Annotated in this window: 12 protein-coding genes and 3 pseudogenes; 10 read left to right on the top strand and 5 right to left on the bottom strand. The window is 57.7% G+C overall.

Annotation, left to right across the window (positions count from 1 at the left end; genetic code table 11):
• Nucleotides 1-137 precede the first annotated feature (137 nt).
• From HMPREF0326_RS17635 to HMPREF0326_RS12980, 5 genes and pseudogenes are all read left to right on the top strand, one after another.
• Nucleotides 138-710 (top strand): annotated as a pseudogene (locus HMPREF0326_RS17635) (MCP four helix bundle domain-containing protein); the annotation flags it as partial.
• Between the two features lie 99 nt (nt 711-809).
• Nucleotides 810-1973 (top strand): annotated as a pseudogene (locus HMPREF0326_RS12995) (methyl-accepting chemotaxis protein); the annotation flags it as partial.
• A gap of 689 nt (nt 1974-2662) precedes the next feature.
• A complete protein-coding gene (locus tag HMPREF0326_RS12990) occupies nt 2663-4402 on the top strand; it encodes a methyl-accepting chemotaxis protein (protein WP_008685910.1) in 1740 nt (579 codons plus the stop codon).
• Between the two features lie 703 nt (nt 4403-5105).
• On the top strand, nt 5106-6845 hold the full coding sequence (locus tag HMPREF0326_RS12985) for a methyl-accepting chemotaxis protein (RefSeq protein ID WP_020990610.1): 1740 nt from the start codon (nt 5106-5108) through the stop codon (nt 6843-6845).
• Between the two features lie 1312 nt (nt 6846-8157).
• Nucleotides 8158-10227 (top strand): methyl-accepting chemotaxis protein, encoded by a 2070-nt coding sequence (locus HMPREF0326_RS12980; RefSeq protein WP_008685914.1) that lies wholly within the window; start codon nt 8158-8160, stop codon nt 10225-10227.
• A gap of 184 nt (nt 10228-10411) precedes the next feature.
• Here HMPREF0326_RS12980 and HMPREF0326_RS17010 read toward each other — a convergent pair whose 3' ends face one another.
• Complete coding sequence (locus HMPREF0326_RS17010) at nt 10412-10678, bottom strand: hypothetical protein (protein ID WP_147568335.1); 267 nt, start codon at nt 10676-10678, stop codon at nt 10412-10414.
• 190 nt (nt 10679-10868) lie between these two features.
• On the opposite strand from HMPREF0326_RS17010, the gene HMPREF0326_RS12975 reads away from it, so the two are divergent.
• On the top strand, nt 10869-12608 hold the full coding sequence (locus HMPREF0326_RS12975) for a methyl-accepting chemotaxis protein (RefSeq protein WP_008685915.1): 1740 nt from the start codon (nt 10869-10871) through the stop codon (nt 12606-12608).
• A 247-nt stretch (nt 12609-12855) separates the two neighbouring features.
• Here HMPREF0326_RS12975 and HMPREF0326_RS12970 read toward each other — a convergent pair whose 3' ends face one another.
• The 3 genes from HMPREF0326_RS12970 to HMPREF0326_RS12960 are packed head-to-tail and all read right to left on the bottom strand — an operon-like array spanning nt 12856 to nt 15075.
• Entirely contained in the window at nt 12856-13479 is a 624-nt protein-coding gene (locus HMPREF0326_RS12970) for an IbrB-like domain-containing protein (RefSeq protein WP_008685916.1), read from the bottom strand.
• Nucleotides 13469-13885, bottom strand: a complete 417-nt coding sequence (locus tag HMPREF0326_RS12965; protein WP_008685917.1) for a hypothetical protein — start codon at nt 13883-13885, stop codon at nt 13469-13471. The genes HMPREF0326_RS12970 and HMPREF0326_RS12965 overlap by 11 nt, the downstream gene beginning before the upstream one ends.
• Nucleotides 13885-15075: a DUF3440 domain-containing protein gene (locus HMPREF0326_RS12960; protein ID WP_020990609.1), complete on the bottom strand. Its 1191-nt coding sequence runs from the start codon at nt 15073-15075 to the stop codon at nt 13885-13887. Before HMPREF0326_RS12960 ends, HMPREF0326_RS12965 begins: the two co-directional genes overlap by 1 nt.
• A gap of 999 nt (nt 15076-16074) precedes the next feature.
• On the opposite strand from HMPREF0326_RS12960, the gene HMPREF0326_RS12955 reads away from it, so the two are divergent.
• The 4 genes and pseudogenes from HMPREF0326_RS12955 to HMPREF0326_RS15630 all read left to right on the top strand — a co-directional run.
• On the top strand, nt 16075-17814 hold the full coding sequence (locus HMPREF0326_RS12955; protein ID WP_020990608.1) for a methyl-accepting chemotaxis protein: 1740 nt from the start codon (nt 16075-16077) through the stop codon (nt 17812-17814).
• Nucleotides 17815-18236: 422 nt separating this feature from the next.
• Complete coding sequence (gene secA, locus HMPREF0326_RS12950; RefSeq protein WP_008685920.1) at nt 18237-20804, top strand: preprotein translocase subunit SecA; 2568 nt, start codon at nt 18237-18239, stop codon at nt 20802-20804.
• A 169-nt stretch (nt 20805-20973) separates the two neighbouring features.
• Nucleotides 20974-21186, top strand: a complete 213-nt coding sequence (locus tag HMPREF0326_RS12945; protein WP_008685921.1) for a hypothetical protein — start codon at nt 20974-20976, stop codon at nt 21184-21186.
• A 201-nt stretch (nt 21187-21387) separates the two neighbouring features.
• Nucleotides 21388-21759: pseudogene (locus HMPREF0326_RS15630) on the top strand (Fic family protein); the annotation flags it as partial.
• Here HMPREF0326_RS15630 and HMPREF0326_RS12935 read toward each other — a convergent pair.
• Complete coding sequence (locus HMPREF0326_RS12935; RefSeq protein ID WP_020990606.1) at nt 21750-22967, bottom strand: GNAT family N-acetyltransferase; 1218 nt, start codon at nt 22965-22967, stop codon at nt 21750-21752. The pseudogene HMPREF0326_RS15630 and the gene HMPREF0326_RS12935 sit on opposite strands and share 10 nt — an antisense overlap.
• Nucleotides 22968-22979: the final 12 nt, after the last annotated feature.

Raw genomic sequence — 22979 nt, 5'->3', positions numbered from 1 at the left:
TCTTTTCCTTTAACCGGCAGCAACGCCGATCATTTCTGCTTGGCTTCTTTTTTTCGGCAGAGAGAGATTGAACCGCTGAACGTAGCGGGTCTTTTTTATATATTTTTTAAAGGGTTGCATTCCCCCTGAACCGGGGAATGCAACCATTGTTATATACTACGACCAGCCATCTCAGCCGGCCGAAACAAAACAAAGAGTGGACCATACCAGAGCCAAGAAAGGAGATGGACATGAAATTATCCACAAAGATTTCTTCCAGCATGGGGACTTTGACGGCGCTGATCGCCATTCTGGCGGCCTATCTGCTGGTGCAGATGGGAAATGTCAATGACACGGTAACAGCCTTGGCGGAGCGCAATATTCCGGTCATAGAGCTGGCCGGTAAATTGAATAATGACATGTCCGAATACCGTATGTCGCAAGTGCTCCACATCTACGCCAGCGAGCCGGAACAGATGCGGATCAATGAGGAACACCTGGCCGATTGGAAAAAGAACCTCAACAACTATCTTGCCGACCTCGACGGCCACATCAAAAAAACCGGAAATGTCAGAGGGGCCCTGGAAAAGGTCAGGACCGGCATGGACGGATATTTCGCGATGTCCGTCAAAATGCGGAACCTCTCCCGGGAAATGAAGACCGAGGAAGCGGTCAAGGAACTGCTGGGCAATTCACACAAGGCCTACCTCAACCTGAGTGGCGACATCAACGCTCTTGTGGCGGCGGCCAAGCAAAACGCCGACGAGCAGAACGCCCTGGGCGATGAAATGTATGAGCGCAGCAATATGATCGGCACGGCTCTGACCGTGCTGGCCATTCTGATCGCCGTGGTTCTGACCATCCTGATCGTGCGCAACAGCGTACGCCAGTTGGGCAAGGACCCCGGCGAACTCAACGCCATCGCCCGCCGTGTGGTGGACGGCGACTATGCTATTGACGACGGCGGCAAAAAACTGGGTGTCTACGGGGCTATTGTGGAAATGGTCAATGCCCTGAAGCGGAACATTGAAAACGCCCAACGCGAGTCGGAAAACGCCAAGGAGCAGTCGCGCAAGGCCCAGGAGGCCATGGCCCAGGCTGAAGCCGCGAGCAAGGAAGCCCAGGCCAAGACCCAGGCCATGCTGGTGGCCGCCGACAAGCTGGAACAGGTAGGCGGCGTGGTCTCTTCCGCCTCCACCGAACTTTCAGCCCAGATCGAGCAGTCCGACCGGGGCGCGGCCGAGTCCGCCCAGCGCCTGTCCGAGGCGGCCACGGCCATGAACGAAATGAACGCCACGGTCCAGGAAGTCGCCAGGAACGCAGGCTCCGCTTCCACGGCCTCCGCTGAAACCAAGCAGAAGGCCGAGGCCGGGTCCCAGGTGGTGGAAAAGGCCGTGCACAGTATCGGGCAGGTTCATCAGATGTCCCTGGAGCTCAAGGAAGACATGATCCAGCTCAACGAGCACGCCCAGGATATCAGCCGGATTATGGCCGTGATTTCGGACATTGCGGACCAGACCAACCTCCTGGCGCTCAACGCGGCCATTGAAGCGGCCCGCGCGGGCGAGGCCGGACGCGGCTTTGCCGTGGTGGCCGACGAGGTGCGCAAGCTGGCTGAAAAGACCATGGCCTCCACCAATGACGTGGGCAACGCCATCAAGGCCATTCAGGAAAGCACGGCCAAAAGCATGGGCGGCGTGGACCAGGCCGTGGAGCGCATCGGCGAAGCCACGGAACTTGCCGGCCGCTCCGGCGCGGCCCTGGAAGACATTGTGACCACCGTGGAAGCCACGGCGGACCAGGTCAATGCCATTGCCACGGCCAGCGAGGAACAATCCGCCGCCAGCGAGGAAATCAACCAGTCCATCGTCCAGGTCAACGATATGTCCCGCCAGACCGCCGACGCCATGGGCGAGGCCGCCAAAGCCGTGTCCGACCTGGCCGCCCAGGCCCAGAGCCTTACGGATCTGATCCAGGAGCTTAAAAAAGCATAACGAACTCAATATGGCGGCCGGATCTCCTCTTCCGGCTGTAAGAAGGGCGCTCCGCAACAGTCGGCGGAGCGCCCTTCTTATTTTTATATCCGCTGAATTTACGAAATATAATAATTAATTCCTCGAAGGGCCAAATTTCTATCCCAGATAAACATTATGATAACCATTTGAAATATATTATAATAAATTTATACGAATTTTCTGTTTTTTACTTTATTTTACAAATATTACATTTTGCACTAAAGATAGTTCACATTTTCACGATATGCAGTTGTAGCCATACGCCATTCCTTGAGCGCGTCCCAAACGGGCCGCGCAAGAGCGGCGGCGGAAGTGTGGATAACGGTATTTCGGGCGACAAACCCGGGAATCAGAAAAGAATGATATTTCAGGCCGTTGGTCCGTGCCTGCAGTGCTTAAAGCTGCCCGTCGCGCTCAGGGGTGTTATGAAACAGATAACGAAACAAGCTCTTTCCTTACACCACTGTGACGCCGGTCAGCCTTCGGCTTGCAAAGCGCTCTATTGCGGCAGAGAGAGAGAGAGAGAGAGAGAGAGAGAGAGTAGCGCGTCCGCATAGGCACGCTGCGGAGTATATTCCGCGCATTTTTTACTTTTTTGGGATTGCGGCAGCCTTCTGCAGAAGGTCGGCCGCTTTTTTTATCAACCAGTTGCAGATAAAGGGGGAAGTATGACTCTGCGGACGAGACTTGCTTTGATGAGCGGCTTTTTACTGTTCATGCTCTGCGGTCTGGGTATTTTCAGTCTGGTCCAGATGGACCGTATCAACACGACATCCTCGGAACTTGCTCAGTTATGGTTGCCCTCCACCAGGTACACCATGCGCCTCAGAGCGGTGTGCGCGAACTTCCGTATCGCGGAAATCCAGTATATCTCTTCCACTGAGGAGGAGCAGCGACTCAAATACAAAAAAATGATAAACGAGAATCTGGAGAGGCTTGAAGAGATCAGCGATAAATATGTTCCGCTGATCTCCCTTCCCGCTGAACGCGAGATGTACGCGAAATTCGAGAATCAGTGGAAAGAATATCTGCGGGTACATGAACAGCTTTTCCAACTCGCCCAAGAAAATCAGCTTGAACAGGCCCGCGCCCTTTTGAGCTCCACCTCCCGGAGTTTATATGACGAGAATGCCGACATTCTTATGGAACTTGTGGAGCTTAATACGGAAGGCGGCAACAAAGCCAGCGCCTACGGCGACGAGCTTTACAATTCCTCCCGCACGCTGGTCATCAGCGCGCTCGTGCTGGCGCTGATCATCGGCGTATTGCTGGTCATCTTTCTAGTGCGCAACGTCCTGCGTCAGCTCGGAAAGGACCCCGGCGTGCTGAACAGCATCGCCCACCGTGTGGTAGAAGGCGATTACGCTATTGACGACGGCAGCGCGAAACTGGGTGTGTATGGGGCCATTGTGGAGATGGTCAACGCCCTGAAGCAGAATATAGACAGCGCCCAACGCGAGTCCGAGAACGCCAAGGAGCAGTCGCGCAAGGCCCAGGAGGCCATGGCCCAGGCTGAAGCCGCGAGCAAGGAAGCCCAGGCCAAGACCCAGGCCATGCTGGTGGCCGCCGACAAGCTGGAAGCTGTGGGCAATGTGGTCTCCTCCGCCTCAACCGAACTCTCGGCCCAGATTGAACAATCCGACCGGGGCGCGGCCGAATCCGCCCAGCGCCTGTCCGAGGCGGCCACGGCCATGAACGAAATGAACGCCACGGTCCAGGAAGTGGCGAAAAACGCCGGTTCCGCCTCAACAGCCTCCGCCGAAACCAAGCAGAAGGCCGAGGCCGGAGCCCAGGTGGTGGAAAAGGCCGTGCAGAGCATCGGTCAGGTTCATCAGATGTCCCTGACCCTCAAGGAGGACATGGCCCAGCTCAACGAGCACGCCCAGGATATCACCCGGATCATGGGTGTGATCTCGGACATTGCGGACCAGACCAACCTCCTGGCCCTGAACGCCGCCATTGAGGCGGCCCGCGCGGGCGAAGCCGGGCGCGGCTTCGCCGTGGTGGCCGACGAAGTGCGCAAGCTGGCCGAAAAAACCATGGCCTCCACCAATGACGTGGGCAATGCCATCAAGGCCATTCAGGAAAGCACGGCAAAGAGCATGGAAGGCGTGGAGCAGTCCGTGGAACGTATCAGCGAGGCCACGGAACTGGCCGGGCAATCCGGCGCGGCCCTGGAAGAAATTGTGGCCACCGTGGAGGCCACGGCGGACCAGGTCAACGCCATTGCCACGGCCAGCGAGGAACAATCCGCCGCCAGCGAGGAGATCAACCAGTCCATCGTCCAGGTCAACGACATGTCCCGCCAGACCGCCGAAGCCATGGCCGAAGCCGCCAAGGCCGTGTCCGACCTGGCCGCCCAGGCCCAGGACCTTACCAATCTGATCCAGGAACTGAAAAAAGCCTAACAAGGTCAATCTGACGGCCGGATTTCCTCTTCCGGCCGTCAGAACAGGCGCTCCGCAACAGCCTGCGGAGCGCCTTGCTTACTTTTATGCTCGCCGTGATTTACGAAATATAATAATTAATTCTCCAGAAAAATCCAATATTCTATTTTATGCGAACTATTTTACTCATTAATACAAATATTCAACGATAATTTCAGGTGTTTTTGTTATTTTTTACTTAATTTTACAAATATTAAATTTTACACTAAAGAAAGTTCACACTTTTACGATATGAGATTGTAATAATGTGCCATTCTCTGAGGGCGTCCAAAACAGTCGCATAAGAACGGCACCGGAGGTGTGGATAACGGTATTTCGGGAACAGGTTCGGGGATCAGAAACGAACTCTACTTCAGGCCTTGGTCCGTGCCGGACAGCGCACAAAGCTGTTCGCCGCGCCCAGGAGTGTCATGGGACGGATAAAGGAACATCTCCTTTCCTTGAAGCACTGTGACGCCGGTCAGCCTCTGGCCCGCGCGGCGCTTTATTGCGGCCAAAAGAGAGAGCCGCTGCACGTAGCGGCTCTTTTTTCATATATTTCTTAAAGGGTTGCATTCCTTTTGCGCTGGAGGATGGAATCCTTTTTCTATGACGGGACTGCCCGTTCAATCGAGTGTACCGGGTCAACGTCGGGGCACACACATACACCAAAAGAAGGATTCTGATGAAACTGTCTACAAAAATTTCTTCCAGCATGGGCACACTGACGGCACTGATCGCCATTCTGGCCGGCTATCTGCTGGTACAGATGGCAAATATCAATGATGCGGTAACGATCCTGGCGGAGCGCAATATTCCGGTCATAGAGCTGGCCGGTAAATTGAATAATGACATGTCGGAATACCGCATCTCGGAAATACTCCACATCTACGCCACCGAGCCGGAACAGATCAAGATCAATGAAGACCGCCTGGCCGGTTGGAAAAAGAACCTCAACAGCTACCTTGCGGACCTTGAGAGGACCGTCAGAGTGAAGGAGGTCAAGGAAAGCCTTGCGGCGGTCAAGACCGGCATGAGCACATATTTCGCTCTCTCCGACAAGATGCTGGCTCTCTCCCGGGAAATGCGAACCGAGGAAGCCGTCAAAATCCTGCTGAGTGAATCGCGCAAGGACTATCGCAGCCTGAGCAACGCCATCGAAAACCTTGTGACGATCTCCAAGCAGAACGCCGACGAGAGGAACGCCCAGGGCGACGTGATGTACGAGACCAGCCGGACGACCGGCATTGCCCTGACCGTGCTGGCGATTCTGATCGCCGTGGTTCTGACCATCCTGATCGTGCGCAACGCCGTGCGCCAGTTGGGCAAGGATCCCGGCGAACTCAACGGCATCGCCCGGCGCGTGGTGGACGGCGACTACAATATTGACGACGGCGGCAAAAAGCTGGGCGTCTACGGGGCCATTGTGGAGATGGTCAACGCCCTGAAGCAGAATATTGAAAACGCCCGGCGCGAGTCCGAGAACGCCAAAGAACAATCCCGCAAGGCCCAGGAGGCTATGACCCAGGCCGAAGCCGCGAGCAAGGAAGCCCAGGCCAAAACAGAGGCCATGCTGGTGGCCGCCGACAAGCTGGAACAGGTGGGCAGCGTGGTCTCCTCCGCCTCCACCGAGCTTTCCGCCCAGATCGAACAATCCGACCGGGGCGCGGCCGAATCCGCCCAGCGCCTGTCCGAGGCGGCCACGGCCATGAACGAAATGAACGCCACTGTCCAGGAAGTCGCCAAGAACGCCGGTTCGGCTTCCGCCGCTTCCGCCGATACCAAGCAGAAGGCCGAGGCCGGGGCCCAGGTGGTGGAAAAGGCCATGCACAGCATCGAACAGGTCCATCAGATGTCCCTGGAACTCAAGGACGACATGGCCCAGCTCAACGCGCACGCCCAGGACATCACCCGGATCATGGGCGTGATTTCGGACATCGCGGACCAGACCAACCTGCTGGCCCTGAATGCCGCCATTGAGGCCGCCCGCGCGGGCGACGCCGGACGCGGCTTTGCCGTGGTGGCCGACGAAGTGCGCAAGCTGGCCGAAAAGACCATGGCCTCCACCAACGACGTGGGCAACGCCATCAAGGCCATTCAGGAGAGCACAGCCAAGAGCATGACCGGCGTGGACAACGCCGTGGAACGCATCGGCGAGGCCACGGAGCTTGCCGGCCGCTCCGGCCGGGCCCTGGAGGAAATCGTGTCCACCGTGGAGCTCACGGCCGACCAGGTCAACGCCATTGCCACGGCCAGCGAGGAGCAGTCCGCCGCCAGCGAGGAGATCAACCACTCTATCGTCCAGGTTAACGACATGGCCAAGCAAACCGCGGACGCCATGGCCGAAGCGGCCAAGGCCGTGTCCGACCTGGCCGCCCAGGCCCAGGGCCTGACCAATCTGATCCAGGAATTGAAAGAAGCATAACCACAAAAAATTGCGGCCGAGGGCAGCGCATCTCCTCCCCGGCCGCACACGGGTGCGTTTGACAGTACGCGCCCAACCCCAGGCGCGTCCCGAAATGGACAGCGGGGCGCGCCTTCTTTGCGACCGGCAGCCGCGCGGCGGCGCTCATTCCCGGGTGGAATGCGAACCCGCAAGCCCATATGCGCGGGGCGGGAACGGCCGGATATTTCGTATATCTTCACAACTATTTGAATATATTTATAAAAAAGTATATTTTATACTATTCAACAAAAATTTTTTATCTGCTTTGCGACATTCTTCACTTGCGTTCTCCCCGATATTGGTAAATATCTATTGGGGACTAAAGTAAATGCATCAATTTTCCGATAAGTAAATACAAAGGGTTTTGTGCCTATTCCACCCGCCCGGCAGCGGTTTGAAAGGCCTGAGATGGTTCCCCGCGCCTCCGGGAAGCGGACGACAGCGTAATATTTTTTTTGCAGAAGGCAGTGTGAAATGAAGAGATCCGTAACCATATTTTCTCTTCGTAACGGCGCGGGGCATCCAGGCGCCGCGCTGAATTGCCTGCAGAGAGAGAGAGAGAGAGAGAGAGAGAGAGAGAGAGAGAGAGAGAGAGAGAGAGAGAGAGTTTAGCTCCTCAATTTTTTCATTTTTTATCGGCTGACTCGTCTGACGGTGGTGTGCCGCGTGTTTTGCGCGCGGTATGCCGCCGTTTTTTGTGTGCTTTTTCCACTGCCGCACCGTTTCATGGGCGGCGGTGGAAACATTATATTGGAATCAAAAGCCGGGCTTCCGCCATGGAAATTGGAAGCCGCCCGGTTCAGACATTTGCGGCGGGGGGTTAGCGCATCTCCCGGCCGCAAGCAGGCGCGCATGGACAGCACGCGCCTCCCCGGCACGCCCCGAAGTGGACAGCGGGGCGCGCTTCTGGAAGCGGGGTGTTCTCCTGACGCCCCGCTTCTTTTTTATGGGCTTTTCGTGTCCTGATTGCCGGATGGCATGGGCAGCGAAAACTCATTTCAATAGCAGGAATGACTATACTGTGGGCATAAAAATTTTTCAGGATACTTCAATGAACAGGCTAAATAACATGCATCGTTTTTCCTGTTGCGGGGCGTTTGACCCCTCTTGTCAGCTTTCCACTACAGAGAGAGAGAGAGAGAGAGAGAGAGAGAGAGAGAGAGAGAGACGAAATTAACAAAAATCTGACTTGCTTTGTGGGCGCGCATACGGGCCAAAGCGTCTCCGGCGACAGTGCGGGGCTTTGGCCTTTTTTGGGCGCGGCACACAAAACGTTCACTGAGGGGGAAGCATGAAACTCACCATTCAAAACAAGCTCCTGTTGCCCAGCCTGACGGCCCTTGTCATTCTGATCCTGTGCAGCACGCTGCTGGTCGCAAGCATGATCGCCGGCCGCCTGGAGGAGAATTTCCGGCAGGAGCTGGACGTGAGCAACAGCATTCTGCTCAAGGGCGTGAACAATGCCGCCGTCAATTACAAAGACAGCGTGCGGGCCATGGCGGCAACGGCCCGGCTGCGCGCCCTGGCCAACATACTGGGCGGGGGGCAGACCGGGATCGATTCCGCCCGGCTGGCCGATGCCGCGCAATTGGCCCAAAGCGTTCTGGAAGGCTACGCCAAACTGTATAAGGCCTTTCCGGTGGTCAACATCGCCGGGCCCGACGGCCTGGTGGTGGCGGGCAGCAACAAGGATGCCGTGGGTAAGGTCAATGTGGGCAAGCGCGCCTATTTTCAGGCGTCTTTGAAGGGAGAGACGGTCATCTCCGCGCCGCTCATGAGCATGGACATCCACGACAAGGCCATGGTGGTTTCCACACCGCTGCTGAACGCCTCCGGCAAACCCACGGGCGTGCTCTACGCCATCCTGCCCTGCCGGGACGTCGTCGCCAGCACCATTGAGGGCGTGCGCATCAGCAAAACCGGCTATGCCTATATCCTGGACAGCGGCGGCCTGATGCTGGCCCATCCCGACACCAAACTGATCCAGGAATTCGACGCCCAAAAGGTGGAATGGGGACGCCAGGTGCTTGGCTCACCCCAGGGAACCCTGCGCTACACCACCAGCACGGGCGTGGACCGCCTGCTCAACTTCCGGCTGGACCCGGAATCCGGCTGGATCGCCGTCACCTGCCTGGACGTCTCGGAAATCAACGAGACCACGGCCTATATCCGCAACGCCGCCCTGGGCATCATGCTGGCCGGCGCGGCCATTGTGGGCCTGATCATCTTTCTGGTCACCCGCCCCATCATCCGCGATCTGCTGCAGTGCGTTGCGTGCGCCAAGGCCATCGCCGAGGGCGATCTGGACAGACAACTCACTGTGACCCGCAACGATGAGTTGGGCACACTTTTCGACGCCCTGCGCAGCATGGTGGCCCATCTCAAGGAGATGATCGCCGCCGCCCATCAGGAATCGGAAAAGGCCAACGAGCATTCCCGCAAGGCCGAGGAAGCCATGCGGCAGGCCGAACAAGCCGGTAAGGAAGCCCAAGCCAAGGCCAGGGCCATGCTGACGGCCGCCGACAAACTGGAACAGGTGGGCAGCGCGGTTTCCTCCGCCTCCACCCAGTTGTCCGCCCAGGTTGAGCAGTCCGACCGGGGCGCGGCCGAGTCCGCAGCCCGCCTCTCCGAAGCGGCCACGGCCATGAACGAGATGAACGCCACTGTCCAGGAAGTCGCCAGGAATGCGGGCTCCGCCTCCACGGCCTCCGCCGAAACCAAGCAAAAGGCCGAAGCCGGGGCCCAGGTTGTGGAAAAGGCCGTGCGGAGCATCGGGCAGGTCCATCAGATGTCCCTGGAACTCAAGGAGGATATGGTCCAGCTCAACGAGCACGCCCGGGACATCAGCCGGATTATGGCCGTGATCTCGGACATCGCGGACCAGACAAACCTGCTGGCGCTCAACGCCGCCATTGAGGCCGCCCGCGCGGGCGAGGCCGGACGCGGCTTCGCCGTGGTGGCCGACGAAGTGCGCAAGCTGGCCGAAAAGACCATGGCCTCCACCAATGACGTGGGCAACGCCATCAAGGCCATTCAGGAAAGCACGTCCAAGAGCATGGAAGGCGTGGACAATGCCGTGGAGCGTATCGGCGAAGCCACGGAGCTCGCCGGGCAATCCGGCGCGGCCCTGGAAGACATTGTGGCCACAGTGGAAGCCACGGCCGACCAGGTCAACGCCATTGCCACGGCCAGCGAGGAGCAGTCCGCCGCCAGCGAGGAGATCAACCAGTCCATTGTCCAGGTCAACGACATGTCCCGCCAGACCGCCGAAGCCATGGCCGAGGCGGCCAAGGCCGTGTCCGACCTGGTCGCCCAGGCCCGGACGCTCACCGAGCTGATCCAGGAGCTGAAACAGGCCTGACATTGACGGAAATTTGCGGTCGGGGGCAGCGCATACTCCGACCGCAAACGGGCGCGTATGGACAGCACGCGCCCTCCCCGGGCGCGTCCCGAAGTGGACAGCGGGACGCGCCTTTCTTTCTCTTGAGGGGCAATGTATTCCAGTATATGGGATAAATTTTTATCCCATATGACATTTTTGTCTTTTATAATACATTGTTAACGTCCATATATTTTGAAAATTCTTTTGAATGAGTTCCCAAAAAACTAAAGTTATTTTTCTCTAATCCGATATAAAACCACATAACGATGCGGCAGGCTGCTTTCACCCAAGAGCAGGGTGAAAAAAAACGCGCAAAGCGATGCTTGGGGCCGACGCCCCCGGCGGCGGCTTTTTGCACAAGGGAATATGATGAAGCGCATAAACGGACATCCTCTTCTTCCCCATCGCCGCACTGCCGGATGCCCGGCACCGCTTTTCTTTGCCGCAGAGAGAGAGAGAGAGAGAGAGAGAGAGAGAGAGAGAGAGAGTTGAGGTAGCCGCGGCTGCCGTCTTTTCTGCCGATTTTTCACCAAGGGTGACGGATTTCGCGTAGTATGCGAAATCCGTCACCCTTTTTTGTGGGTCGCTCCGCATTGTGCCTGTTTTTCAAGGGAGGAATAATGAAACTGAGAACAAAACTGTCGCTGTCCATGGGTCTGCTGATAGCCATGCTGTGCGGGCTTGGCATTTTCAGCCTGTATCAGATGAACAATATCAATGACGCATCCACGGAGATCGCCAAAAACTGGATGCCCTCCACCAACGCGGCAAACAGCCTCAACACCCTGACCTCGGATTACCGTTTGTACGAGGTCATGCATATTTTCTCCACCACAGCGGAAGATATGGCCACATATGAAAAACTCATGTCCGAAATGGAAAAACGCATCGCCGAGCTTGAAAAAAAATATGTAACCCTGATCTCCGGTCCGCAAGAACGGGGACTCTACGACGACTTTCTCTCGGAATGGAAAAAATACACACAGATCCATGAAAAAATTTACGCCCTTTCCAAGCAGAACCGCACGGACGAGGCCAAGGCCCTGCTGAACGGCACTTCCAGGGATGCGTACCGCACAGCCAGCGTCCTGCTCGTCAAAATTGTACAGCTCAATACGGAAAACGGCGACAAGGCCAGCATCGAGGGCGACGAGTTATACGACTCATCCAAGACGTTGGTCTCCGCCCTGCTGATACTGGGCATAGTCATCGGCGTGCTGCTGGTCTTTTTCCTGGTGCGCAACGTCCTGCAGCAACTCGGCAAGGACCCCGGCGAACTGAACGCCATTGCCCACCGCGTGGTGGAGGGCGACTACAATATTGACGACGGCAGTAAAAAGCTGGGCGTCTACGCGTCCATCGTGGAGATGGTCACTGCCCTGAAGCGGAATATTGAAAACGCCCAGCGCGAGTCGGAGAACGCCAAGGAGCAGTCCGCCAAGGCTCAGGAAGCCATGGCCCAGGCCGAAGCCGCGAGCAAGGAAGCCCAGGCCAAAACCGAGGCCATGCTGGTGGCCGCCGATAAGCTGGAACAGGTGGGCAGCGTGGTCTCTTCCGCCTCCACCGAACTTTCCGCCCAAATCGAGCAGTCCGACCGAGGCGCGGCCGAGTCCGCCCAGCGCCTGTCCGAGGCGGCCACGGCCATGAACGAAATGAACGCCACTGTCCAGGAAGTCGCCAAGAACGCGGGTTCAGCTTCGGCCGCCTCCGCCGAAACCAAGCAGAAGGCCGAGGCCGGGTCCCAGGTGGTGGAAAAAGCCGTGCACAGTATTGAGCAGGTTCATCAAATGTCCCTGGAACTCAAGGAAGACATGGCCCAGCTCAACGAGCACGCCCAGGACATCACCCGGATTATGGGCGTGATTTCGGATATTGCGGACCAGACCAACCTGCTGGCGCTCAACGCCGCTATTGAGGCCGCCCGCGCAGGCGAGGCCGGGCGCGGCTTTGCCGTGGTGGCCGACGAGGTGCGCAAACTGGCCGAAAAGACCATGGCTTCCACCAACGACGTGGGCAACGCCATCAAGGCCATCCAGGAAAGCACGGCCAAGAGCATGGAAGGCGTGGACAATGCCGTGGAACGCATCGGCGAAGCCACGGAGCTCGCCAGCCAATCCGGCGCGGCCCTGGAGGAAATCGTCGCCACCGTGGAAGCCACGGCGGACCAGGTCAACGCCATTGCCACGGCCAGCGAGGAACAGTCCGCCGCCAGCGAGGAGATTAACCACTCCATCGTCCAGGTCAACGACATGGCCCGGCAGACCGCCGAAGCCATGGCCGAAGCCGCCAAGGCCGTGTCCGACCTGGCCGCCCAGGCCCAGGGCCTGACCAATCTGATCCAGGAATTGAAAGAAGCATAACCACAAAAAATTGCGGCCGGGGGCAGCGCATCTCCTCCCCGGCCGCACACGGGCGCGTTTGGACAGTACGCGCCTCTTCCCAGGCGCGCCCCAACGGACAACGGGGCGCGCCGCACAGTTAAGCCGGGCCTGTGTATCCGGCAGAGAAAACCGGCTAGTTAAAAAAAGCAAGCATGCCGGTATTGTCCGGCGCGGCGTCCCCTTTCAAAGGAAAAGTGGAAGATGCTCCCCGGCTGCCCGCTTCAGTTCAGGCGTCCACATCCCATGCCCGTGAAAATTCCCGATTGGAAAAAGCCTCGGCCAGTCCCTGCATCTGCTTCAGCCGCAAAACCTCATCCGGATCCATGCCGAGTTCCTTGCCGATCCGCTCATTTGTCCAGTTATGCCCGCGAAGCAAGGTCACAAGTTTCGCCGTCAACTCCACCTGATGCGCGCCGCGGGCCATATTATGGCGCACGGTGGACGTGATGCGGTCCTCAAGGTTCTTGTTGAGACGGACTATCGGGAGATAGCCCCCGAGGCTCTGCCGGACATTCGCTTTCGTCTTCACCACCTGCCGCCTGTGAAAGCCGTCCACCACGACCCAACCCTCTTTGTCGTCCGCCACCACGACCGGCATGGTCATGCCGTCCTTTTCAATGGACAAGGTGAGCAGCCGCATTTCCGGCGGGGCGACTTTATTCGGGTTGTACTCATTGCCGCGGACCTGCTCAACACGCACGAGCTGGGGGCACGTCACCGGGTGCGGTATATTCAGGTAGGCCGAAGCCAAAGCGACGATACGGTTGTACACCGCGACGCGCCTGTCCAGGTCGCCCGTCTCGGCCTCAAGGACCCGCCCAAGCTTGGTCAGGAGTTCATCAATTTCCATGCTCAAATTCCTTTTTAAAGCGCACAAACCGCCCGACTTTACAGACGGAACTGAATCCATAGCGGAAATAAAGCTCCCGGCGCGTCCAGTAATCCGCGGTTACCAGGCGAGCCGCGTCGGTCTCCCGCGCCTCCAGAATGCAGCGTTCCAGGATGGGAATCTCCGCTTCTCCCTCCAGAGCATATAAATGAAGAAGACAAGCCGCCGTTCGCCTGCGGCGTATCGAGCCGAAAGCCACAACCCGCGCGCCTTCCATCATCACAAACCAGCGGCGGCCCGGCTCTGAGCTGATGACGCCGCCCAATGTCTCACGGATTGCCGGGCTTGCTATGTACTCGCCCAGCAGTCCGAACAATTCACGGTTCTTTATCGGATCTTCATCGTGAGTAAATTCCAGAAGTTGCATCACAGCACCATATACTTCATCATCAGTTGAGCCTGGCGCTCCATCTCGCGCTTTGTCTGGGAAAAGCTCAAGCCTTTGCACCAGTAGTCATTCTTCAGCAGGGTCTTGCAGATGCGCCGCCAGCTCGGAGCCTTACGGAGCCTCTCTTGCTCCACATCGGATTCCTGCGGAATCTCCTCAACGCCGTGCTTGGCCCACCATCTGAGAAAGGTCTTGATTTTTTTCCGGTAATGCGCGGCGGTGGGGGGAGGCATGGTCTCAAGCAGAAATTCCGCGTAACTTTGCCAGGTGTGCCCCTGCGGAAGATGAATATGAAAATTTCCAAGCACGTTTCCCGATTGCTCCACATAGCGGTTGCCGAAGTTTGCTCCTTCCACCCGCCCGACAAGCCTGGCCCATGTCTCCGGCTCCAGCATTTTAAAAAGCCAGAGCCCCTTCCGCTGGTCGTCGCCGTACGGCTGGCAAAGGCGCATCTGGTGGATGCCGACTCCGGCCAGGTGCATAAGGTCGTAAATCCGGTTGTAGTCCCAGCCTTTCCTGCCCGTGGCCGTCCAGATGTCCTCGGTGCGCCAGTCATATATCGGGTATGTATTGACAACGCCCGAAGGCGTCACGGTAGTCCAGCTTTTCCCGTTCCAGCGCTGCTTGGTCGAAGACGCAATGGTACGAAAACGGTTCAGGGATTCATCACTGCGAATGGCCACAATGCAGGCGCAGGAGCGCCCCTCCGCAAAATGCTTTGCGAACAGGGGGGTGAATTCCTCAAACTCCATGCCCCGCCTGAACCAGGGGAAATGGTCCTCACTCGTGATCACCCCCGGATGCCTGGGGAGCTCACGGACCCACAGCTCCCGCGCGTCAGGATCCCAGCACAACCAATGCGGCTGCATCTGGGAAACCGAATTTCGCAGATGAATGGGCAGGCAAACCCAGCACGGGCGGACGTCGGGCCTGGTCATGATGCGTGTGACGAAAGCGTCGGTGTGCGCATACCATGCTTCCAGGTCGACATGCAGCACGTCTAAGGGAAGACGCCCTTTCTCCCTGGCGATCTCCAGGGCGTACTGCACCACAAGCCCGGAGTCTTTGCCTCCGGAAAAGGACACATACACGCGCTCAAAACTGTCAAAGATCTCCTCAAGCCGCAGACGCGCCGCGGCAAACACGTCCATGCCAAGAAAACGCTTCATACCATCGACTCCACAAGCCGCCTGCACGAGAGATGCCGCGCAACATCAAATACTTTTCACGATGCGCCTCTCACACAGACAGGTGAATTCGCTCATCTGGGCAGGCATCAACAGCACCTTGAAGGCTGTAATCATCAGTTTAAAAACTATCTTTACTTTCTATTGCCGCTCAAACGATCTTTATCCGTCAGCATACAATAAAATATAGTTTTTCAGCACAATAAAAATTGTGATGCACTACCGTGTAAAATAGCAATTATTGTTGTACACTATAACTATAAAAATTCATTACTAGTTTTATAATATGTGAAATTATATATATACCATATTTTCTAATTTAACAATATAACGTTACAGGCATAGAGGCGGCGCTTTCTCTTATGCCTCCGTTTCCCCGCTCGCTCCTGTCCCGGGCATTCCGGCACGCTCGTGCATTTTCAGCTGCCGCCCCCATGTGTGCGTCATCGGCCGCTTGTGAAAGCAGAAGCATAATATTTTTCTTATTTTATCAATAAATTTAAATAAGTTATCGCTATTACTCCGAGAAAAAATCCCTTTCTCAACCTTGATTTATGGATAAACATAAAGAAATATATTTTGCATCCGATTAAGCAAGGCATGCAAAAGATATGAGCTCAACGGCGTAGAATGCGATTCCCTGCGACTATTGCAGCTTTATAAAAAACAGGCTTCACGCCGGATAACGCCATGAATACCTTACACGCCGCCTATTCTTCCGCCGTGCCGCATACGCTGGTCACCGCGTGTGGCCTGGAGAGAGAGAGAGAGAGAGAGAGAGAGAGAGAGAGAGAGAGAGAGAGAGAGAGAGAGAGAACCGCAGAACGTAGCGGATCTTTTTTCATATAATTCTTAAAGGGTTGCATTTCTCCTGCGCTGGGGAATGCAACCCTTTTTGTATTTACGGATGCCGGCGCGTTCAATGGAGCGTACCGGGCCAATGACGGGGCATACGTATACTTCAATAACGAGGAGATTCTGATGAAACTGTCTACAAAGATTTCTTCCAGCATGGGCGCGTTGACCATACTGATCGCCATTCTGGCGGTCTATCTGCTGGTGCAGATGAAGAGCGTCAATCAGATGTCCACCATCCTGGCGGGACGGAATATTCCGGTCATTGATCTGGCGGGCAAGCTGAACAATGACATCTCGGAATACCGCATCGCGGAAACCCGCTACATTCTCAATCCAGACCCGGCCTATAGGGAGCGAAATGAAAAAGCAATGGCGGACTGGAAGGGAAAAATTGATTCCTATCTCTCCGAACTGGCTGACCGCGTAAAAATGGAAGCCGTCAAAAAAGCTCTGGCAGAGGTCAATGCGGAGCAAAAGAGCTTTTTTGATATTTCCAAAACCCTGCGGAGCATCTCCCGCCAAGGTGATATGGACAAGGCGAAAGCCCTGATGTTGGGCGATTCGGAGACGGTCTACCGCGAACTGAGCGACAAGCTCAATGCCCTTTCGGTTGCGGCCAAAAACAACGCCGAAGCCATGAGCGCCCAAGGCGACGCCATGTACGAAAACAGTAATATGATCGGCACCGCCCTGACCGTGCTGGCTATTCTCATCGCCGTGGTCCTGACCATTCTGATCGTGCGCAACACCGTGCGCCAGTTGGGCAAGGACCCCGGGGAACTCAACGCCATCGCTCACCGCGTGGTGGACGGCGACTACAATATTGACGACGGCGGCAAAAAATTGGGCGTCTATGGGGCCATTGTGGAAATGGTCAACGCCCTGAAGCAGAATATTGAAAACGCCCAGCGCGAGTCCGAGAACGCCAAAGAGCAGTCCGCCAAGGCCCAGGAGGCCATGGCCCAGGCCGAAGCCGCGAGCAAGGAAGCCCAGGCCAAGACCGAGGCCATGCTGGTGGCCGCTGACAAGCTGGAGCAGGTGGGCAGCGTGGTCTCCTCCGCCTCCACCGAACTTTCAGCCCAGATCGAGCAGTCCGACCGGGGCGCGGCCGAGTCCGCCCAGCGCCTGTCCGAGGCGGCCACGGCCATGAACGAAATGAACGCCACGGTCCAGGAAGTCGCCAAGAACGCCGGTTCCGCCTCGGCCGCCTCCGCCGAAACCAAACAGAAGGCCGAGGCCGGGTCCCAGGTGGTGGAAAAGGCCGTGCGCAGCATCGGGCAGGTTCATCAGATGTCCCTGGAGCTCAAGGAGGACATGGCCCAGCTCAACGAACACGCCCAGGACATCACCAGGATCATGGGCGTGATCTCGGACATCGCGGACCAGACCAATCTGCTGGCCCTGAATGCCGCTATTGAGGCCGCCCGCGCGGGCGAGGCCGGGCGAGGCTTCGCCGTGGTGGCCGACGAAGTGCGCAAGCTGGCCGAAAAGACCATGGCTTCCACCAACGACGTGGGCAACGCCATCAAGGCCATCCAGGAAAGCACGGCAAAGAGCATGACCGGCGTGGACAACGCCGTGGAACGCATCGGCGAAGCCACGGAGCTCGCCAGCCAATCCGGCGCGGCTCTGGAAGAAATCGTCGCCACCGTGGAAGCCACGGCGGACCAGGTCAATGCCATTGCCACGGCCAGCGAGGAACAGTCCGCCGCCAGCGAGGAGATCAACCAGTCCATCGTCCAGGTCAACGACATGTCCCGCCAGACCGCCGAGGCTATGGCCGAAGCCGCCAAGGCCGTGTCCGACCTGGCCGCCCAGGCCCAGGGCCTGACCAATCTGATCCAGGAATTGAAAGAAGCGTAACAACACTGTTGCGGCCGGGGCACGCATCCCCTCCCCGGCCGCGCGGGCGCGTTTGGACAGTACGCGCCTCTTCCCCGGCGCGCCCCGACGGACAACGGGGCGCGCCGCACATATAAGCCGGGCGTCATGGCGGGCCCGGCTTCCTTTTTTTCGAAGCAGTCCGCTGCCCAAAAAGTCGGACCGTGCCGTATTTCCCGAAACAGCTCGCCGTAAAAGGCTTGCGGCCCGCGCCGCTCGACGCCGGGGGCTTCCCGTGCCGCGTAAATGCCCGAAAGATGCCCCGCCTTGCATTGCCAAGTATAACATAATGACTTATTTTTAGGAGATACCACGGCAGTGTGAGCGCCTGCCGTCCACTCAAGCCTGACCCGTAATTCGTCGGTGCCGCGAACGGCCCGCCCGTGTGAAGCAGAGGAGCATCCATGTTCGGCTTTCTTTTCAAGAAAATATTCGGCAGCAAGAACGAACGGTATCTGCGCCGTCTCCGCCCCCAGGTGCAGCGTATCAATGCCCTGGAACCAGAAATGCAGCAATTGGACGACGCGGACTTCGCCGCCCGCATCGCACGGTATAAGGAAGAAGTGCAGGAAGGCGGCAAAAGCCTGGACAGCCTGCTGCCCGAAGTCTTCGCCCTGGTGCGCGAGGCCTCGCGCCGCGTGCTGGGCATGCGCCATTACGACGTGCAGCTCGTCGGCGGCATGGTCCTGCACAAGGGCAAGATCGCCGAGATGAAGACCGGCGAAGGCAAAACCCTGGTCGCCACCCTGGCCGTGGTGCTCAATGCGCTGTCCGGCAAGGGCGTGCATGTGGTTACGGTCAACGACTACCTGGCCTCACGCGATGCGGCCTGGATGGGCAAACTTTACTCCTTCCTGGGCCTGAGCACGGGCGTCATCGTGCACGGCCTGGACGACGACGAGCGTAAAGCCGCCTATAACGCGGACATCACCTACGGCACCAACAACGAATTCGGATTCGACTACCTGCGCGACAATATGAAGTTTTACGCCGAGCAGCTCGTGCAGCGCGGCCACAACTTCGCCATCGTGGACGAAGTGGACTCCATCCTCATTGACGAAGCCCGCACGCCGCTGATCATTTCCGGCGCGTCCGAGGAATCCGTGGGCATGTACCGCACGGTGGACGACATCGTGCGCCAACTCACGCCCGAACATTTCACCATTGACGAAAAAGCCCGCACGGCCATGCTCACGGACGCGGGCGTGCTACGCTGCGAAGAACTGCTCAAACTGGACAACCTCTTTGACCCGGCCAACATCACAGCCCAGCACCACGTTCTGCAATCCCTCAAGGCCCATCAGGTCTTCAAGCGCGACGTGGACTACATCGTGCAGGACGATCAGGTGGTCATCGTGGACGAGTTCACCGGCCGCCTCATGGCCGGACGCCGCTATTCCGACGGCCTGCACCAGGCCCTGGAAGCCAAGGAGCACGTAACCGTCGCGGCGGAAAACCAGACCCTGGCCTCCATCACCTTCCAGAACTATTTCCGCCTCTACGACAAACTTTCGGGCATGACCGGCACGGCCGACACTGAAGCCGTGGAATTTCAGCAGATCTACAATCTGGAAGTCATTTCCATCCCGCCCAACAAGCCCATGGTCCGCAGGGACCACCCGGACCTGATCTTCCGCAGCCGCAAGGAAAAATTCGACGCCATTGTGGAGGCCATCGCCGAGCTGCACCAGAAGGAACAGCCCGTGCTGGTGGGCACCATCTCCATTGAAACCTCGGAAATGCTCTCCCAGCGCCTGACCAAACTGGGCATCCCGCACAACGTGCTCAACGCCAAACAGCACGAGAAGGAAGCCGAAATCGTGGCCCAGGCCGGCCAGAAGGGCAAGGTGACCATTGCCACCAACATGGCCGGACGCGGCACGGACATCGTGCTGGGCGACGGCGTGGTGGACCTGGGCGGCCTGCACATTCTGGGCACCGAGCGCCATGAAAGCCGCCGCATCGACAACCAGTTGCGCGGCCGTTCGGGCCGCCAGGGCGACCCCGGTTCCTCCCGCTTCTACCTTTCGCTGGAAGACGACCTGATGCGCCTGTTCGGTTCCGACCGGATCAAGGGCCTCATGGAAAAGCTGGGCCTGCGCGACGGCGAAGCCATTGAAAACGCCATGGTCACCCGCGCCGTGGAAGGGGCCCAGAAGCGGGTGGAAGCCCACCACTTCGAGATCCGCAAAACCCTGCTGGATTACGACAACGTCATGAACCAGCAGCGCGAGGTCATCTACACCCTGCGCCGCGAATTCATGGTCGAGAACGACCTGGACCCGGTGCTCAACGAGTTCCTGAGCGACGTGCTGGACGACGCCTACGGCCCGCTGGACAACGCCGCGCCCGACGACCTGGCCGATACGCGCAAGACCATCATGGCCCGCCTGCGCGAAGTCTTTAATCTGGATCGCGTGCTGCCCGAAAACGCTCCCCTGCCCGAGCGGGAAGAGTGCGAAAAGCTGATACGCGGCATTCTGGACGAGCTGCGGACCGATGCCGCCGAAAGCTACAAGGACATTCAGCGCTACTTCCTGCTGGAAGAGCTGGACCGCTGCTGGAAGGAACATCTGCGCAACATGGACGCCCTGCGCGACGGCATCGGCCTGCGCGGCTACGGCCAGCGCGACCCCAAGCTGGAGTACAAGCGTGAAGGCTTTGAAATGTTCCAGGAAATGCTCTTCCAAATCCGTGAGAGCGTGTTCCGCGCCCTGACCCGCGTGCGCGTGCAGCGGGTCAGCCCGGAAGAGGAACAGGCCCGCGCCGAGGCGGAAAGGGAAGCCCTGGCACGGGAATTCCGCCACCGCGAAGAATCGGCGGGCGAGCTGTCCTACTCCGGCGGCGGCGAATCCGAGGCCCAGTCCGCCAAGAACAAACCGGCCAAGGCCGGACCGCGCGTGGGTCGCAACGATCCCTGCCCCTGCGGCAGCGGCAAGAAATACAAGAAGTGTTGCGGCCAGGACAAGTAGTGCCTACTTTTTCAAAGTAGACACACAAAACCTGTAGGATGTTGCGGCGGCGTAGCCGCCGTGCGTCAGCGAAAAACCACGTTTTTTCGCTGACGATCCTGCGAAAATCGGGAGTATAACTATGCTCGAAATTTTCGCAATCAGATAGGCGACGTAGCGCGGAACAATTATGCAGGAAAATGATACGAGCGCGCTGCAAAGGCGAATGCGCATGCTGGCCTTTGCCGTGCATTCACAATTGCTGGAAAGCGAGCCCCTTTCCAAAGCCGAGGCCGCCCGCCTGGAACGTATGATACGCGACGGGCTGGCCCCGGATGAAGGAATCGCTGTGCTAAAAAAAACTCTGGGCATTGCCGATGCACAGGTATGCGGTCGCGCCTGATCCCTATATCCTGCCGGGAAGCGCCGTCCTTAAAAACATTCCCGGCCTCGACGAGGCGGAGCAATTAGCCGCATTTGAACGTAACGCGGTGGCGTGGCGTTCGCTGTCGCTCCCTACCGGGCACTATGATGTCGCACACCTCAAGGCCATTCATAAGCATCTTTTCCAAGATGTTTATGGGGCTGGGCCGGGGAATTCAGAACCATCCCCATGGCAAAGGGCGCAAGCCGCTTTGCGCAACCGCAGTATATCGAACAGGAAACCCGGAAAATTCTGGGGCGGATCGCGGTAGCCGAGATACGTACAGCGCCTGTCGACCGTTTCACCGCGGCGCTGGCGGAGATGATCTCGGAGCTCAATGCCGTGCATCCTTTCCGTGAAGGCAATGGCCGTACCATCCGGGCTATTGCGCTGTTGCTGGCCGAGGATTGCGGCCATGCCTTCGACCTGACCGCCGTTACCCCCGCTCTGTGGACTGAAGCGTCAATCCTGGTTTTTCAAGGCAACAATCACGCTCTGGAAGTTCTTCTCCATGAGGCGCTCCACCCCCTGCCCGTCCCGGATCAAAAGTAATCCGAAAAATACGGCTTCTCCGGCGGGATCAGGCTCTCCAAGGTGGGCAGCAGATAGTATTCCATGCGAATACGGTCATTATTGTACAGATAGGTGGGCCGCTTGTAGCCCATAAGCATGGTGGTCAGCGTCTGGATGTCCATTTCGATGAGCGGAGCCGCGCCGTGGCTGTCCACCTTTTCGCAGAAGGTCTTGCCGTCTTTCCAGGTGACATGGAAGATGCCGTTGTTCCATTCCGCGGCCGGATCGCTGATCCGGAAATAGAGCTTGAGTTTCTCGTCCTCGAACTGGAAGGAATATTCCTCAAAGAAACGCTGCACATCCACGATGCGGGCCATGACATTGGGCTTGATGGTTTCGTCGATTTCACTGTCCTCGAACTGAAAGGCAATGGATTCGCCTGTGTAGTTGGCTCCCTCCACCTTGGTGATCATGGAAAAGTGCGCGCTGATGTAATTCCAGATGCCGTACTTGGCCTCCTGGGTCAGCCAGATCATTTCCTTGATCTGAAAGACCTCATTCTCAATGTAGTAAATAACGTAGCCCAGGGGCTTTTCTTCAGCGGTGTAATACACGGCGGCCATGATGTCGTCGGATTCCCAGCGCCAGTATTCCTCCCATTCCAGATCGCCCCTGATCAGCGCGCCGTGCTGTTGCAGGGCGAAATACTTGTAGACCCGGCGAATATCCTCATGCTCCACGGGCACGCGCTCAATCTGGCCCGGCACGACATGGTGCTTGGGCAGCTGGGTGTCCCTGATGGAAAAGGTCATCTTGTCCGCCACGATCTCCCAGCCCTGCTTGCGGTAAAAGGGAATGGAGTACGGGCAGAGAAAAGAAATATACTGCTGCTCCCGGCGCATGTGCTCCAGGCTTTTCTTGATCAGGGAATGCACCAGGCCACGGCCCGTATACTCCGGGTAGGTGGCCACGCCGGTGACGCCGCCCATCTTGCAGATCCGGTCCCGGATGTTGACTTCCATGGAATAGACCACGATCTGCGAAGCCAGATGCCCCTTGTAGAACCAGCCCAGCACGTAGGAGGCGTCGAAAATCGGCTTTTTGGACTGCTTCATCTCCTTGTCCGACCAGCCGATCCGCGACATTTCATAAGAACTGACCTGAAAAGCATAGCGCAGCAGGGCTTCAAATTCCTCGAAGTCGTCGGCATCCAGTTTTTTGAATTCAAACTGCTCGTTGTTTTTCATCCGGATGTACTC

Source organism: Desulfovibrio sp. 3_1_syn3 (genome assembly GCF_000145315.2).
Classification (GTDB): Bacteria; Desulfobacterota; Desulfovibrionia; order Desulfovibrionales; family Desulfovibrionaceae; genus Desulfovibrio; species Desulfovibrio fairfieldensis.
The sequence above is the reverse complement of the archived record's forward strand: the minus strand, read 5'-3'. Positions and strand labels throughout refer to the sequence as shown.